Annotated in this window: 14 protein-coding genes; 8 read left to right on the top strand and 6 right to left on the bottom strand. The window is 66.2% G+C overall.

Annotated features, from left to right (window positions below):
* Position 1 precedes the first annotated feature (1 nt).
* The 3 genes from trpC to ABIB99_RS07895 are packed head-to-tail and all read right to left on the bottom strand — an operon-like array spanning position 2 to position 3,754.
* Complete coding sequence (trpC, locus tag ABIB99_RS07885; RefSeq protein ID WP_231142079.1) at positions 2–820, bottom strand: indole-3-glycerol phosphate synthase TrpC; 819 nt, start codon at positions 818–820, stop codon at positions 2–4.
* A gap of 7 nt (positions 821–827) precedes the next feature.
* Positions 828–1,841 (bottom strand): anthranilate phosphoribosyltransferase, encoded by a 1,014-nt coding sequence (trpD, locus tag ABIB99_RS07890; RefSeq protein WP_354175390.1) that lies wholly within the window; start codon positions 1,839–1,841, stop codon positions 828–830.
* Between the two features lie 14 nt (positions 1,842–1,855).
* On the bottom strand, positions 1,856–3,754 hold the full coding sequence (locus tag ABIB99_RS07895) for a SurA N-terminal domain-containing protein (RefSeq protein WP_354130219.1): 1,899 nt from the start codon (positions 3,752–3,754) through the stop codon (positions 1,856–1,858).
* A gap of 222 nt (positions 3,755–3,976) precedes the next feature.
* Here ABIB99_RS07895 and tpiA point away from each other — a divergent pair, with 222 nt between their 5' ends.
* The 3 genes from tpiA (at position 3,977) to pyrG (ending at position 7,057) form a co-directional block, all read left to right on the top strand.
* The gene (gene tpiA, locus ABIB99_RS07900) at positions 3,977–4,732 is read left to right on the top strand and encodes a triose-phosphate isomerase (RefSeq protein ID WP_354175392.1); all 756 of its coding nucleotides are present in this window, start codon (positions 3,977–3,979) and stop codon (positions 4,730–4,732) included.
* Positions 4,733–4,872: 140 nt separating this feature from the next.
* Positions 4,873–5,259 carry a preprotein translocase subunit SecG gene (secG, locus tag ABIB99_RS07905; protein ID WP_063983061.1) on the top strand — a complete coding sequence of 129 codons (387 nt, stop codon included), beginning with the start codon at positions 4,873–4,875 and terminating at the stop codon, positions 5,257–5,259.
* Between the two features lie 166 nt (positions 5,260–5,425).
* The gene (gene pyrG / locus ABIB99_RS07910; protein ID WP_014494987.1) at positions 5,426–7,057 is read left to right on the top strand and encodes a CTP synthase; all 1,632 of its coding nucleotides are present in this window, start codon (positions 5,426–5,428) and stop codon (positions 7,055–7,057) included.
* Positions 7,058–7,061: 4 nt separating this feature from the next.
* On the opposite strand, the gene ABIB99_RS07915 is transcribed toward pyrG, so the two are convergent.
* From ABIB99_RS07915 to ABIB99_RS07925, 3 genes are all read right to left on the bottom strand, one after another.
* The gene (locus tag ABIB99_RS07915; RefSeq protein ID WP_354096062.1) at positions 7,062–7,724 is read right to left on the bottom strand and encodes a class I SAM-dependent methyltransferase; all 663 of its coding nucleotides are present in this window, start codon (positions 7,722–7,724) and stop codon (positions 7,062–7,064) included.
* Positions 7,725–7,833: 109 nt separating this feature from the next.
* Positions 7,834–9,210, bottom strand: coding sequence for a sensor histidine kinase (locus tag ABIB99_RS07920; RefSeq protein WP_354175394.1), 1,377 nt, complete (start codon positions 9,208–9,210; stop codon positions 7,834–7,836).
* The gene (locus ABIB99_RS07925; RefSeq protein ID WP_063983064.1) at positions 9,207–9,881 is read right to left on the bottom strand and encodes a response regulator transcription factor; all 675 of its coding nucleotides are present in this window, start codon (positions 9,879–9,881) and stop codon (positions 9,207–9,209) included. Before ABIB99_RS07925 ends, ABIB99_RS07920 begins: the two co-directional genes overlap by 4 nt.
* Positions 9,882–10,065: 184 nt before the next feature.
* Between ABIB99_RS07925 and ABIB99_RS07930 the strand changes: the two genes are divergently transcribed.
* The 5 genes from ABIB99_RS07930 to ABIB99_RS07950 all read left to right on the top strand — a co-directional run bounded on the left by ABIB99_RS07930 (position 10,066) and on the right by ABIB99_RS07950 (position 14,813).
* The gene (locus ABIB99_RS07930; protein ID WP_085404601.1) at positions 10,066–10,392 is read left to right on the top strand and encodes an NIPSNAP family protein; all 327 of its coding nucleotides are present in this window, start codon (positions 10,066–10,068) and stop codon (positions 10,390–10,392) included.
* 127 nt (positions 10,393–10,519) lie between these two features.
* Complete coding sequence (kdsA, locus tag ABIB99_RS07935; RefSeq protein ID WP_354175395.1) at positions 10,520–11,371, top strand: 3-deoxy-8-phosphooctulonate synthase; 852 nt, start codon at positions 10,520–10,522, stop codon at positions 11,369–11,371.
* On the top strand, positions 11,371–12,582 hold the full coding sequence (locus ABIB99_RS07940) for an MFS transporter (protein WP_354175396.1): 1,212 nt from the start codon (positions 11,371–11,373) through the stop codon (positions 12,580–12,582). Before kdsA ends, ABIB99_RS07940 begins: the two co-directional genes overlap by 1 nt.
* Before the next feature lie 137 nt (positions 12,583–12,719).
* Complete coding sequence (locus ABIB99_RS07945) at positions 12,720–13,085, top strand: hypothetical protein (protein ID WP_354175398.1); 366 nt, start codon at positions 12,720–12,722, stop codon at positions 13,083–13,085.
* 108 nt (positions 13,086–13,193) lie between these two features.
* Positions 13,194–14,813 (top strand): methyl-accepting chemotaxis protein, encoded by a 1,620-nt coding sequence (locus ABIB99_RS07950; protein ID WP_354175399.1) that lies wholly within the window; start codon positions 13,194–13,196, stop codon positions 14,811–14,813.
* Positions 14,814–14,823: the final 10 nt, after the last annotated feature.

The following is a 14,823-nucleotide window of genomic DNA, read 5'->3' on the forward strand; positions in this document are numbered from 1 at the left end:
GTCAGCGCGTACTCGTCGCGCGCGCAGTCTCACGCGCGAGCAGCGTGCGCGTGGCGGCGGTCACGTCGGCCTGCCGCATCAGGCTCTCGCCGACCAGGAAGGTCGACATGCCGACGCGCTCGAGCCGGGCGAGATCGGCGGGCGTGAAGATGCCGCTCTCGCCGACCATCAGCCGTTCCGCTGGGATCAGCGGCGCCAGCGTCTCGCTGGTCGCGAGCGTGGTCTCAAAGGTGCGCAAATTGCGGTTGTTGACGCCGATCATCGGCGAACGCAGCTTCAGCGCACGGTCGAGCTCGGCGCGGTCGTGGATTTCGATCAGTACGTCCATGCCGTAGGCGAGGGCGGCGTCCTCGAGATCCTTGGCGGTGGCATCGTCGAGCGCGGCCATGATGATCAGGATGCAGTCGGCGCCATGCGCACGCGCTTCAATCACCTGATAGGTGTCGAACATGAAATCCTTGCGCAGCACCGGGAGCGACGTTGCCGCGCGCGCCGCCACCATGAAATCGAGATGGCCCTGGAACGAGGGCGTGTCGGTCAGGACCGACAGACAGACCGCACCGCCGGCCTCATAGGCCTTGGCGAGCAGCGGCGGATCGAAATCGGCGCGGATCAGCCCCTTCGACGGCGAGGCTTTCTTGACCTCGGCAATCAGCGCGTAGTCGCCATTGGCGTGCTTGGCCTTGATCGCGCGCACGAAGCCGCGTGGGGCTCCCTGCGCCTTGGCTTTGGCCTCGACTTCCGAGAGCGGCTGCGCGCGCTTGGCGGCTGCGATCTCTTCGCGCTTGTAGGCTTCGATCTTGGTCAGGATGTCAGACATGTCAGGTTCAGCCGTTCGAGATCGCGATCAAATGCTTCAGCCGCGCGCTCGCGGCGCCGCTGTCGAGCGACTTCGCACCGATCGCAACGCCCTCCTTGAGGTCCTTGGCGCGGCCGGCCACGACCAGCGCGGCGGCGGCGTTGATCAGCGCGACGTCTCGATAGGGGCTCGGCTTGCCGTCGAGCACGCTTTGCAAGGCGATCGCATTGGCGTCGGCGTCGCCGCCCCTGAGCGCACCGGGATCGCAGCGCGGCAGGCCGGCGTCCTCCGGCGTCACCTCGAAATTCCGGATCTCGCTATTGTGGAGCGCGGAGACGAAGGTCGGGCCCGTGAGGGTGATCTCGTCGAGGCCGTCGGAGCCATGCACCACCCAGGCGGATTCCGAGCCGAGGTTTTTCAGCACCTGCGCCAGCGGCTGCACCCATTGCCGCGAGAACACGCCGACCATCTGGCGCTTGACGCCGGCCGGGTTCGACAAGGGGCCGAGCAGATTGAAGATCGTACGTGTCGCAAGCTCGACCCGGGTCGGGCCGACGTTCTTCATCGCCGGATGATGGGCAGGTGCGAACATGAAGCCGATGCCGCATTCGCGCACACAGCGGCCGACCTGCTCGGGCCTGAGGTCGATCTTCACGCCGAGCGACGCCAGCACGTCGGCGGCGCCCGAGCGCGACGACAGCGCACGGTTGCCGTGCTTGGCCACCGGCAGGCCGGTGCCCGAGACAATGAAGGACGCGCAGGTCGAGACGTTGACCGAGCCGGAGCCGTCACCACCGGTGCCGACGATGTCGACGGCGTCCGCGGGTGCGTCGACCGTGAGCATCTTGGAACGCATCGCCGAGACCGCGCCGGTGATTTCGTCCACGGTCTCGCCGCGCACCCGCAGCGCCATCAGGAGGCCACCCATCTGCGAGGGCGTGGCCTCGCCGGACATCATGGCGTCGAAGGCGGAAGCCGCTTCGTCACGCGACAGGCTGGCGCCGGTCGCCACTTTTCCAATGATCGATTTCAGGTCGTCCATCGCGTGCTTTCAATTCACTGGTTCGCGCCGGTCACCTGCGCGAAGGCGGCCTGATTAATGGTGGTCCCGATGTCGGTTTCAAGCTTGTTGACGTAGGAGGCGACCTGCTCGTCGGTCAACGCGCGGTCGAGGCTGTCCTTCAGCTTCTTCACCGCGTCGGACGCGGCGTCGACCGCGGGTTCGACGATGTCGGTGACGCGGAAGACGATCACCTCGCTGCCGCCGCTCACCGCGGTCTGTCCGACCCCGTCCTTGGCGGTGCGGAAGGCGGCCGCAACGACGCTGGCGGGCACGCCGGCGGGCGAGTCGTCGCGCTTGAAGCCGGAGGCGGTCTCGACCTTGGCGTTGATCGCGGCGGCCTCGTCAGCGAGCTTGCCGCCCTGTTCGAGCTTCTGCACCATCTCGGTCGCCTTGGTCTTCAGCTTGGCGGCGATCTGGTCCTGGCGCCAGCGCGCCTCGACCTGGTCGCGCACCTCGTCGAGATTGCGGTCGCGCGAGGGCGTGATGGCGAGCACGTCGTACCAGACATAGCCGCCCTTGAACGAGATCGCGTCGTTGTCGACGCCGACATCGGTGTTGAAGGCCTGCGACACCACGTCGAGGCCCTGCGGGATGCTGGTGACTGGCTGGCCGTTCGGGGCACGGCCGGAGCGGTCGACGGCGTCGATGGTCACGGCAGTGAGGCCGAGCTTCTGCGCCGCGTCGATCACGCTGGCGCCGCCGCCGCGCTCGTCTTCCATCTTGTCGCGGAGATCGTTGACCTTGACGCGGGCGCGCTCGGTGGCGATCTCGCGCTTGATGTCGCCGGCGAGGCTGGCGTAGTTCGCTTCACTGCCCGGTTCGATCTTGTCGACCTTGACGATGGAGGTGCCGAGACGGCCCTGGATCGGCTGGCTGATCTCGCCCGCGGGAAGCGCGAAGGCGGCATCGCCGACCGCGGGGTCGAGCGACGATTTGGTCACGAGCCCGAGGTCGACATCGGAGCTGCTCAGCCCGCGCTCCTTGCCGAGGTCCTCGAACGACATTCCGCCGGCGAGACGCTCGCGTGCGGCCTGCGCCTCGGCGACGTTGGGGAATACGATCTGATGGATCTGGCGCTTCTCCGGCGTGCCGAGCCGGTCCTTGCGCTGGTCGAACACTTTCTTGGCGTCCCCGTCGGAGACCTCGCTCCATTTGCCGATCTCTTCCGGCGAGACCACGACAAAGGAAATCTTGCGATATTCGGGCGCGCGGAACTGGACCTTGTGATCCTCGAAATAGGCGGCGAGGGCTTCGGGCGAGGGAGCGTCGATGGTGCCGGCCTGCGCGGCGTCGAGCCTGACGAATTCGATCGCGCGCTGCTCGTTCTGGAAGCGCGTCAGCACGTCGATCATGGCCTTCGGCGGTTCGAGGCCGGCGCCGATCGTGCCGGTGATCTGCCGGCGCAGCGACACCTTGCGCTGCTCGGAGACGTAGCGCTGCTCGGTATAGCCGAAATTGCGGATCACGGCCTGGAAGCGGTTCGGATCGAAGCTGCCGCCGACGCCTTTGAAGTTGGGGTCGTTCATGATGACCTGGCGGATCTGCTCGTCGGACTGGCCGAGCCCGAGCCGGCGGGCTTCTTCGTCGAGGGCGGCTTCCGCGATCGTCTGCTGGAGCACCTGGCGGTCGAGGCCGAAGGCACGCGCCTGGTCAGGCGTCAGCGGCCGGCCGAACTGGCGGCTGATCTGTTGCAGCCGGTCGGTATAGGTCTGCCGGAACTCGTTCAACGAAATCTCGGTGCTGCCGACCTTGGCCACCGTGGACTGCCCGAAGCCTTTGAAGATGTCGGCGATGCCCCAAACGCCGAAACTGATGATCAACACGCCCATCACCACGGCCATAATGGTCTTGCCGAGCCAGTTTGATGAGGCCTTGCGCATTCCTCGAAGCATTTGGTCCAACTTGTTTGGCAGGAGGGGAACGGGAGCGCGTCTTAATGCAGATTCCGCAAAAGCGCGTCACCAAATTGATCAATCATCATAAAGTGGCGGCTTTCCCCCCGCAACCTCAGGCCACGCGGTCCCTCGACGCTGCGGTTAAAAGCCTTAGCTCTCTGGAACTGCCGCGACAGCTCTGCTAGCGCATGCACAAACCTCATTTTGCTGGAAATTGACATGACCGACGCCATCCGACCGCTGATCGCCGGCAATTGGAAAATGAACGGCCTCAAGGGCTCGGCTGCCGAATTCGACGCCATGCTCAAAGGCGCGGCAGAGGTGGCCGCCAAGGCCGACCTGCTGGTCTGCCCGGCGGCGACCCTGATCGCGGCCTTCGCCGACAAGGCGCGCGGCAGCAAGGTCGCGGTGGGGGCGCAGGATTGCCACCCCAAGGCCTCCGGCGCCCATACCGGCGATATCGCAGCCGAAATGCTGGCCGATGCCGGTGCGACCGCCATCATTGTCGGCCATTCCGAGCGCCGCGCCGACCATGGCGAGGGCGATGCCCTGATCCGGCAGAAGGCCGAGGCCGCCTGGCGCGCCGGCGTCACCGCGATCGTCTGCATCGGTGAGACGCAAGGCCAGCGCGATGCCGGCCAGACACTGGACATCCTGCGCGGTCAGCTCGACGGCTCGCTGCCGGACGGCTCGACCGCCGCCAACCTGGTCGTGGCCTATGAGCCGGTCTGGGCGATCGGCACCGGCCTGACCCCGACGGCCCAGGATGTCGAGCAGATTCATGGCTTTATCCGGGAACTCCTGACCTCCCGGTTCAGGGCAGACGGGGCCAGGATGCGGATCCTCTATGGCGGCTCGGTCAAGCCGTCGAACGCGGCCGAGCTGATGTCCGTGAAAAACGTCAACGGCGCGCTGGTCGGCGGCGCCAGCCTGAAGGCGGCCGATTTCCTTGCGATTGCGAAGGGCTGCCCCTAGCTAATCTCAAAGCGCGGCCGTGGCCGATCGGGGGGTGGCAATGCCTCTTCTGATCGTGTAACACCGCGCAACTTCAGGAAAACCCGCGAAGCGCGATCGGCCGCCGTCTCGGCGCTGTCGGCTTGTGACGGAAGGACACTATGCAGACTGTTGTCATCGTCATTCACCTCATGATCGTCGCCGTCATGATCGGCGCCGTCCTGCTTCAGAAGTCGGAAGGCGGCGGCCTCGGCATGGGCGGAGGCGCAGGCTTCATGTCGAGCCGCGGCACCGCGAACCTTTTGACGCGGACCACCGCGATCCTGGCTGGGGGCTTCTTCCTCACCAGCCTGTTCCTGTCCTGGCATGCCGGCTACAACCGGGCGCCTTCGTCGATCATCGGCGCGCCGGCGTCCCAGACCCAGCCGGCCGGAGGCGCCCCGATCGCGCCGCCGACCTCGGGCGGCATCCTGGATTCGCTGAAGAAGGCTGACGAACAGCAGCAGAACCAGGCGCCAGCCGGCCCGCAGGTGCCGCGCTCGCAATAAAGCAGGGGGGCCATGCAGGGCGGCTTCTACCGTCCTGCATCAAAAATCCCCATCAAGGCTCTGTCACCACTCTTAGTTTTGGCTCACCCACAGGCCCGCAAATTATTTGGGGCGGAATACGAATCGCTTTGGCGAATCGAATTCGAGGGATTAGAGGTTAAGTCCCATGGCGCGGTACATATTCATCACCGGCGGCGTGGTCTCTTCGCTCGGCAAAGGTCTGGCTTCAGCGGCACTCGGTGCCCTGTTGCAAGCCCGGGGCTACAAGGTCCGCCTCCGCAAGCTCGACCCCTATCTCAACCTCGATCCCGGAACGATGTCGCCGTATCAGCACGGCGAAGTGTTCGTGACCGATGACGGCGCGGAGACCGATCTCGATCTCGGTCACTACGAGCGCTTCACCGGCCGGCCTGCGACCAAGCAAGACAACATCACCACCGGGCGCATCTACCAGGACATCATCTCCAAGGAGCGGCGCGGCGATTATCTCGGCGCGACCATCCAGGTGGTTCCGCACGTCACCAACGCCATCAAGGAATTCGTCCTCTCCGGCAATGACGATTACGACTTCGTGCTGGTCGAGATCGGCGGCACCGTCGGCGACATCGAGGGCCTGCCTTTCTTCGAGGCGATTCGTCAGCTCAAGAACGAGCTGCCGCGCGATCATGCCGTCTACATCCATCTGACGCTGCTGCCTTACATCCCTAGCGCGGGCGAGCTGAAGACCAAGCCGACGCAGCACTCGGTGAAGGAGCTGCGCTCGATCGGCATCCAGCCGGACATCCTGCTCTGCCGCACCGACCGCGAGATCCCGAAGGAAGAGCGGCGCAAGCTGGGGCTGTTCTGCAACGTGCGCGAAAGCGCCGTGATCGAGGCGCGCGATGTCGACAACATCTACGCCGTGCCCGAGGCCTATCACAACGCGGGCCTGGACGACGAAGTGCTCGCCGCCTTCGGCATCGGCTCGCGGATTCCGCCGGAGCTGCGAAGCTGGCAGCAGATCAACGAGCGCGTCCGCAATCCCGAAGGCAACGTCACCATCGCCATCGTCGGCAAATATACCGGCATGAAGGATGCGTATAAGTCGCTGATCGAGGCGCTCTCGCATGGCGGCATCGCCAACAAGGTGAAGGTCAATCTCGACTGGATCGAGAGCGAGATCTTCGAGAAGGAAGATCCCGCGCCGTTCCTCGAACACGTCAACGGCATTCTGGTGCCGGGCGGCTTCGGCCAGCGCGGTGCCGAGGGCAAGATCCGTGCGGCGCAGTTCGCGCGTGAGCGCGACGTGCCGTATTTCGGCATCTGCTTCGGCATGCAGATGGCGGTGATCGAAGCCGCACGAAACCTCGTCGGCATCGAGGACGCCAACTCCACCGAGTTCGGCCCGACTAAGGAGCCGCTGGTCGGCCTGATGACCGAATGGCTGCGCGGCAACGAGCTCGAGAAGCGCTCCAAGGCCGGCGATCTCGGCGGCACGATGCGTCTGGGCGCCTATCCCGCGGCGCTCAACCGCGGCAGCCGCGTCTCGCAGGTCTATGGCGGCGCGACCGAGATTTCCGAGCGCCACCGCCACCGCTACGAGGTCAACACCGCCTACAAGGATCGCCTCGAGCAGCACGGACTGAAATTCTCCGGCCTCTCGCCCGACGGCGTGCTGCCGGAGATCGTCGAGTACGAGGATCATCCCTGGTTCATCGGCGTCCAGTTCCACCCCGAGCTGAAGTCGCGGCCTTTTGAGCCTCATCCTCTCTTCGCCTCGTTCATTCAGGCGGCGATGGTGCAGTCGCGTCTGGTGTGATGTCTCAGGGCGCGGTGGTGTAGTCGCGCACGAGGTGCATCTGCGCCGGCGCGACCGGCATTGAGGCATCGGGCGCAAGCGTTCCCGTGACGATCTTCATCTGCGGCCGTCGCGTCAGCTTGTAGACGGCGGCCGGCGGCACGTTCAGCAAGGCGCGATCCACCAGCTTTGCCCGCAAGCCCAGCCGGTCGAGCACGGGCCGCGGCACGGGGCAGCTCATCCCGTAGGTGAACTGATAGAACGCGCCTCCCGGGCGGACGTAACGGAACGCACCGCCGATAATGGAGACGACCTTGCGCGTCGACATATTGAGCAGCGGCAGGCCGCTGACCACGGCGCCGACCGGCGCGCCGTCATAGAGCCGCTCCGTCGTGAGCCGTCCTGCATCCATCCACAACACGCGCGCGCCGGGAAAACGGATTTGCAGGAGCTTGGTGAAGTCCGAGCCGTATTCGATCAGCGTGAGGTCCTGCTGGCGCACGCCGCGTTTCAGAAGCTTGTAGGTGAAAGCGCCGGTGCCGGGGCCGAGCTCGAGGATCGGGCCTGTCGTTGCGGTGATCTCGCGGGTGATGAGATCGGCTAGGGCAGCGCCCGAAGGCGCGATCGCGCCGACCCGCCGCGGGGCCGACATCCAGGACAGGAAGAATGAGAGGAAATCGTTGGGCATGCGCACTCCGGCATTTCGATTGCGCCTCGCAAAGCAGAGGTGAGGCGGTCGAAGAGTCGCCTGAGCGCATTGCGACAGCATTGCGCTTGAGACGCAGAGACGAATTGAATCAGCCCTGTTGCAGGGGCGGCAGCGTCATCCTGAAGCACGCACCGCCGTTCGGTCCGTCCAGGACCGAAACGTGACCGCCATGGAGGAGCATGATCTCGTGCACCATGTTGAGGCCGAGGCCGGCGCCGCGATCGAGCGGCGTGAGCCGGTAGAACGGCTCGAAGATCAGCTCGCGCTGATCGGCCGGAATGCCCGCGCCCTCGTCGGTGACCTCGATGCTGGCGGGACGGCTGACGCGAATGACGATCGTGCCGCGGCGAGGGCCGTGCTGGATGGCATTCTGCACGAGGTTGGTCAGCGCGCGTTCGAGCGCGGCCGCGTCGCCGAGCACGTCGATCCGCGCCGCCGGTGCGTCGAAGGATAGCTCATAGCCAGCCGCAATCGCCAGCGGTGCGAGGTCGGCGGCAACGCCTTGCGCGACGGAGACCAGGTCGACCGGCACGAATGGATGCCCGCAACGGTCGAGCCGCTGGATATCCAGCAATTGCTCGGCAAGCGTCGCGAGCCGCGCCGCATCCTCGATCAGGCGGGTCTTGTCCGGTCCCGACGGCAATGACTCCAGGCGCGTGTTCAGGATCGCGATCGGCGTACGCAGCTCGTGCGCGGCGTCGGCAACGAAGCGCTTGTGGCGGGCGTAACCCTGATCGAGCCGCGCGAGAGCGTCATTGACCGCGGCCACGAGCGGCACCACCTCGAGCGGAATCTGCTCCACCGACAGCCGCGCGCCGCGCTGATGGATATCGATACGCCGGGCCTGGTCTGCGGTCGCGTCCAATCCTCTGAAAGCGCGCTGCACGACCATCGGCGTCGCGATGAACGTCGCGGTCCCCATCAACAGCAGGCCGGGGAGCGCGATGCCCAGCAACACGAGCGACGTCGTGAACACCGCCTTGGCGCCGCTGAGCTTCCCCTGCGTCGCCGTGATAACCTGCACGTTGCCGGCGGCCGTGTCGATGCGCTTCAACCGCGCCGCCGGCTTGCGTGGATCGTCCTCGAAGAGCTGCCAGCCGAGCCGCGCCTGGCTGATCTGGTCGAGGGCGCCGCCGATCCCGGCGAATTCAGCCGGCACGGGGCCTTCACTGAGCGAATGCCCCTGCCTGTCGCGAACCAGCAACCAGAGGTCGGGGGCCTCCTCGCGCAACGCTTTCAGCTCAGCCGTCGGCCGCAGCGTCAGGCCGCCGGCTGCGTCGCGCGCGAGCGCGCTCTGCACGACGTCGATCACGCGGTCTTCGTCCCGTTGGACCAGCACGAAGCCCGTAGCGCACAGCGCGCCGATGATGACGACGACCAAAGCGACCAACAGCGCGGCCTGGAGCGAAAGCAGGCGCCAGCTCAGCCGAGAGCGCAGGCAATATGGGTCGGCGTGCCTGCTCACGGCAGTTTCTTCAGGAGATAGCCGACGCCGCGGATGCCGTGGATCTCCACGTGCGCGTCGGCTTCGGCAAGCTTGCGGCGCAGCCGCGAGACATGCGTATCGAGTGCGTTCGACTGGATCTCGTCGTCGAAACTGTAGACCGCTTCCTCCAGCGCCGATCGCAGCACGGTCCGGCCCATACGGCGGACCAGGGCTTCGAGCACAAGGAGCTCCCGCCGCGGCAGTTCGAGCGGAGCCCCGTCGACGCTCGCCTCGCGATGGCCGAAGTCGAAGGCGAGGCGGCCGGCGCGGATGATATCGGGCTGAACCCCGGCGGGCCGGCGCAACACCGCGCGCAGGCGCGCCAGCAATTCCTCGACCGCGAATGGCTTTGCGAGATAATCATCCGCTCCGCTGTCGAGCCCGGCGACGCGATCGGCGAGCTCGCCGCGTGCCGTCAACACGATGATCGGCACACCGTCGGCGCGCGCTCTCAGTTTCGGGATCAGGGCAAGACCGTCGCCGTCGGGCAGCTGGCGATCGAGCAGTACGGCGGCGTGCACGTCGGCGGAAATGGCCTCTTCGGCCTCGGCAAGCGTTGGCACGTGATCAACGATCATGTCGTACCGCTTGAGCGCCGAGGCCAGCGCCCCGGCCATCTCCGCTTCATCCTCGACGAGCAAAATCCGCATGATCCGCACCTGAGCCTCAACCGAGGCGTTGTAGCGGCAGTATCATTGCGGCAGCATTACGGGAACCGGGTGCGATCGGGGCCGGCAAGCCATGCGCCAGACGCCGCGGGCGGTATCGGGCAGCGCCGAAGACACCGTCACGGCCAGCCGTTATAACCCCCGACGTCATCAGGGAGGAACAAGAATGATCTATGAAATGCGCATCTACCGTTGCGTGCCCGGCCGCCTGCCGGCGCTCCTGAAGCGGTTCGAGACGGTCACGCTGAAGCTCTGGGAGAAGCACGGCATCAAGCAGGCCGGCTTCTTCACCACGCTGATCGGTGATTCCAACCAGGAGCTGACCTATTTCCTGGCGTGGGATTCGCTCGCCGACCGCGAAGCGAAGTGGGGCAAGTTCATGACCGACCCGGACTGGATGAAGGCGCGTGCCGAGAGCGAAGCGGACGGCCAGATCGTCGGCAACATCGTCAGCCAGCTCCTGACGCCGACCGCCTTCTCGGCGGTGAAGTAAGGGGCCGCCGGCGCAAGGGCCTCGCACGGAACCCCGGCGCAACCCTGATATTCGGGTGGCCCGGGGCGAATGGGGTTGATCCGACCCTGATGGCGGCTATGGTCGCGGCGAAACGAGGGAATTCGCCTTGAGCTCTTCGACGTCAGCAGCGCCGGTCGTCACCATTGGCACGGTCAAGTTCGGCAATGATCTGCCGATCTCGATCATTGCCGGGCCGTGCCAGCTCGAAAGCCGCCAGCATGCGCTGGAGGTGGCCTCCGCGCTGAAGGAGATCGCCGCGCGGCTGAATATCGGCCTCGTCTACAAGACCTCGTTCGACAAGGCCAACCGCACCAGCGCGTCGGCGGCACGCGGTCTCGGGCTCGCACAGTCGCTGCCGATCTTCGCCGAGATCCGCGCCTCTCTCGGCTTGCCGGTCCTGACCGACGTGCATGACGCCGCGCAGTGCGCCGAGGTGGCGCAAGCCGTGGACATCCTCCAGATCCCGGCCTTCCTGTGCCGGCAGACCGATTTGCTGCTGGCGGCCGCCGCGACGGGCAAGGTCGTCAACGTCAAGAAGGGGCAATTCCTCGCGCCCTGGGACATGGCCAATGTCGTGACCAAGATCACGACCGCGAACAATCCCAATGTGCTCGTCACCGAGCGCGGCGCCTCGTTCGGCTACAACACGCTGGTCTCCGACATGCGCGCGCTGCCGATCCTGGCGCGCACCACCGGCGCGCCCGTGATCTTCGACGCCACCCATTCGGTGCAGCAGCCGGGCGGGAAGGGGACGTCCTCGGGCGGCGAGCGTGAGTTCGTGCCGGTGCTGGCGCGCGCAGCCGTCGCGGTCGGCGTTGCCGGCGTCTTCATCGAGACCCATCCCGACCCTGATCGCGCGCCCTCGGACGGGTCCAACATGGTGCCGCTGCGCGAGTTCGAAGGGCTGATCCGCACGCTGATGGCATTCGACGCGGTGACGAAAAGCACAACGCGCTGATGTCCCAGCCTGCGACCGGGCCGTCGTCCGATCAGAAGTTTCCGCCCGCGATCAATATCATCGCGCTCGCGAGCTTCTCGGCGGCGTTGTCCACGCGTGCGCTCGATCCCGTCCTGCCGCATGTCGCTGAGGATTTTTCGATCAGTATCGCGACGGCCGCCAGCATCGCGGCCGGCTACGCCTTGATCTACGCGCTGGTTCAGCCGGTGATCGGCGCGGCTGCCGATCTGTTCGGCAAGGCGCGGTTGATGACACTGTGCCTGGCGCTGCTTGGCGTCTCCTGCATTCTTGGCGCGGTCGCGACCACCTTCTCGGGCCTGTTCGCGAGCCGCATCCTTGCCGGTATCGCCTCCGGTGGCGTGTTTCCGGTCGCTCTCGGCCTGACCGCCGACCTCGTTGCACCCGCCAAGCGGCAGGTCGCGATCGGCCGCACGCTTGCGGGTTCGATGACCGGCAATCTGCTCGGCGCGACCGCCTCCGGCATCATCGGTGAACTCATCGGCTGGCGCGGTGTGCTCATGATGCTCGGCGCGCTCGGCCTGATCGCGGCCGTTGCGGTGGCCGCGGGCTTTCGCGGCGCCGCGCTGACAGCGCCGCCGAAGACCGATCTGAAGGCCCTGCGGCAGGGCTACCGGACCATCTTCGCCAACCCCAACACGCGCTATTGCTACTCGGCGGTGTTCGTCGAGGGCTGCTGCGTATTCGGCCTGTTTCCGTTCATCGCCGCGCTGCTGTTCGATCTCGGCGAGAAGTCGCCGTCGATCGCGGGCATCGTGATCGCGGGCTTTGCGATCGGCGGACTGTTCTACACCTTCACGGTCTCACGCTTCCTGCCGTGGCTCGGCGTCAAGGGCATGATGATTGCGGGCGCAGGCCTCGTCGGACTGCAGCTCGGCGTGCTCGCCTTCGGTCCCGGATGGAAGCTGCAATTCGCCAGCATGCTGGCGATGGGCTGGGGCTTCTACATGATCCACGGCTGCCTGCAGGTGTTTGCCAGCGAGCTGTCGATCGGGGCGCGGGCAACGGCGATGTCGCTGCATTCGTTCTTCTTCTTCATGGGGCAGACCGTTGGCCCGATCGCCTATGGCCTTGGCCTCCAGCACGGTGGCAAGGTCTCGACCCTGCTCGCGAGCGCCGCGATCATGGTGACGCTTGGTCTCGTCTGCGCCCGGCTGCTCAAGCAGCGGGCACCCTCGGACGCACGGGTCTGAGGGAGTATCGAACTACCGGTTTCCGTATTTTCCCGGAAGAGATTGGTAGCCAAAGCCGTTCAATCTTAAATCAAATCTCATCGTTCGCTCCGTAGATTGTCCGCGAACCGCGTCTTGGCGGCAATATGGATCAGTCGATGCAAAAGCAGCGTTCGGTCGCGCGCATCCTCGGGGCGGTTGTTGGGTCTCTCGGTCTCGTCCTCGTCGTCATCTGTGCCTATGCGCTGAAGCTCGCGGTCACCCGCTACTCGGACAGCAACCGCATCGTCTCGCTCGCGGTCGCCAGCCGCGACCTGACCAATACGCTCGTGATTTTCCGCCTGGAGCGCGGTGACACGCTGAGCTATCTGGCGTCGGCCGCCCCCGCGCCCGACACCGTCATGAACAGCATCGCCGAGCAGCGAGCCACGGTGCAGAAGAATTACGCGCAGGCCTTGCAGAGCCTCGCTTCCGCTGAAGCGCCCGGTCTTGCCGAAAAGCTCGACAAGCTCCGCGGCATCTGAGCGCAGCTCGAGGAGCTGCGGCCGCGCGCGGTCACTGCCCTGAAGCAGGAGAAGGCGGCACGTGACGCGAACCTGCAACCGAGCTGGGCCAAGATCAGCGACGCCTATATGGACGCGATCGGCGACGTCACCGCCCATGTCGACAACGCGATGACGCTGATCGACCCCGTGGTCGATCGCCTCCTGATCGCCAAGCAGGCCTCCTGGCAGGCCCGCGCCAACGCAGGTCAGACCATTCTCGTTCAGTTCTCCTCGATCCTCGCCAACAAGACCTGGACCGCCGCCGATGGCGTAACCTTTGCCGATCTGCGCGGCCGCATCCAGCAGTCCTGGGTGGTCGTGCGCGATCTCAGCCCGAATGTGGCCTCGCCCGAGCTGTTGCAGGCGATCCGTAACGCCGAGCCGGAAATCTCCGGCGCGCTCAGCGACGAACGCAATGCCATTGCGACCAAGCTGCTCGCCGGCGAGCCCGCCGGCGTCGCAGGCATCGACTACCGCGATCGTCAGCTTGTCGGCGCCAACAATGTCGTCATCGTCACGCAAACCGCGCTCGCCAACATGATCTCGCGGGCCGAGGAGGGCGCCTCGCGCGCCCGCTTCAGCCTGATCCTGTTCGGCCTGCTGGTGCCGGCCTCGCTGGCGCTGACCATCGGCGGGCTGATGCTGATGCGCAACCGCGTCACCCGGCCGCTGACCGCGATCACCGGTGTCATGACCCGTTTTGCGGCGCATGATTTCGCCGGCGAGGTGCCGGGTCTCGGCCGCAACGACGAGATCGGCCGCATGGCCGCGGCGCTCCAGGTGTTCAAGGAGGCCATGATCAACGCCGAGCGCCTGTCCGGCGACCAGGCCGTCGAGCGCGCCGACAAGGAGAAGCGTGCATCCGAATTGTCCGGCCTCGTGCGGCAATTCGAAAGCCGCATCGGCCAGATGGTACAGACGCTGTCGAGCGCCTCGGGCGAGCTGGAGACGACCGCGCGCTCGATGTCGGGCACGGCGGCCGAGGCCCAGACCCAGGCCGGCTCGGCCTCGACGCTCGCCGACCAGGTCGGCGGCGGCGTGCAGACCGTGGCGGCTGCGGCGGAGGAGCTCAACGCCTCGATCCGCGAGATCAACCGTCAGGTCGAGCAGGCGACGCGCGCCACCGAGCAGGCGGTCGTCACCGTCAAGGAAACCGACAGCACCATGCGCGCGCTTGCCGACGGCGCCGATCGCATCGGCGAGGTCATCGGCCTCATCACCTCGATCGCCGGCCAGACCAACCTGCTGGCGCTGAACGCGACGATCGAGGCAGCCCGAGCCGGCGAGTCCGGCAGGGGTTTTGCGGTGGTGGCGAGCGAGGTGAAGAACCTGGCCTCCCAGACGGCGAAGGCGACCGAAGAGATCAGCGCCCAGATCACGGAGATCCAGGGGGCGACGCAGAAGGCGGTCTCGGCGATCGACGGCATCGTCAAGACCATCGAGGAGGTCTCGAGCATCAACCGCGTCATCGCCGCCGCCATCGAGGAGCAGAACAAGGCCACCGCCGAGATCGCAAACACCGTGCAGCACACGGCGGAAGCGACCTCGACCGTCACCCGCAACATCGCAACCGTATCGTCAGCGGCGAACGAGACCGGCCGCGCCGCTTCCGGCGTGTTGAAGGCCGCCGCCAACCTGTCGAGCCAGTCGACCTCGCTGACGTCGGAGGTCGACGGCTTCATCAGCAAGGTGAGGGCGGTGGCGTAAGGGCTGCCGC

This window comes from Bradyrhizobium sp. LA6.1, from assembly GCF_040547805.1.
Classification (GTDB): Bacteria; Pseudomonadota; Alphaproteobacteria; order Rhizobiales; family Xanthobacteraceae; genus Bradyrhizobium; species Bradyrhizobium barranii.

What these genes read in the sequence shown, in the direction of transcription:
- trpC (WP_231142079.1), bottom strand. Translation starts at nt 820, where the DNA reads ATGTCTGACATCCTGACCAAGATCGAAGCCTACAAGCGCGAAGAGATC.
- ABIB99_RS07950 (WP_354175399.1), top strand. Translation starts at nt 13,194, where the DNA reads ATGGACGCGATCGGCGACGTCACCGCCCATGTCGACAACGCGATGACG.
- ABIB99_RS07925 (WP_063983064.1), bottom strand. Translation starts at nt 9,881, where the DNA reads ATGCGGATTTTGCTCGTCGAGGATGAAGCGGAGATGGCCGGGGCGCTG.
- ABIB99_RS07895 (WP_354130219.1), bottom strand. Translation starts at nt 3,754, where the DNA reads ATGCTTCGAGGAATGCGCAAGGCCTCATCAAACTGGCTCGGCAAGACC.
- ABIB99_RS07915 (WP_354096062.1), bottom strand. Translation starts at nt 7,724, where the DNA reads ATGCCCAACGATTTCCTCTCATTCTTCCTGTCCTGGATGTCGGCCCCG.
- pyrG (WP_014494987.1), top strand. Translation starts at nt 5,426, where the DNA reads ATGGCGCGGTACATATTCATCACCGGCGGCGTGGTCTCTTCGCTCGGC.
- trpD (WP_354175390.1), bottom strand. Translation starts at nt 1,841, where the DNA reads ATGGACGACCTGAAATCGATCATTGGAAAAGTGGCGACCGGCGCCAGC.
- ABIB99_RS07945 (WP_354175398.1), top strand. Translation starts at nt 12,720, where the DNA reads ATGCAAAAGCAGCGTTCGGTCGCGCGCATCCTCGGGGCGGTTGTTGGG.
- secG (WP_063983061.1), top strand. Translation starts at nt 4,873, where the DNA reads ATGCAGACTGTTGTCATCGTCATTCACCTCATGATCGTCGCCGTCATG.
- ABIB99_RS07940 (WP_354175396.1), top strand. Translation starts at nt 11,371, where the DNA reads ATGTCCCAGCCTGCGACCGGGCCGTCGTCCGATCAGAAGTTTCCGCCC.
- tpiA (WP_354175392.1), top strand. Translation starts at nt 3,977, where the DNA reads ATGACCGACGCCATCCGACCGCTGATCGCCGGCAATTGGAAAATGAAC.
- ABIB99_RS07930 (WP_085404601.1), top strand. Translation starts at nt 10,066, where the DNA reads ATGATCTATGAAATGCGCATCTACCGTTGCGTGCCCGGCCGCCTGCCG.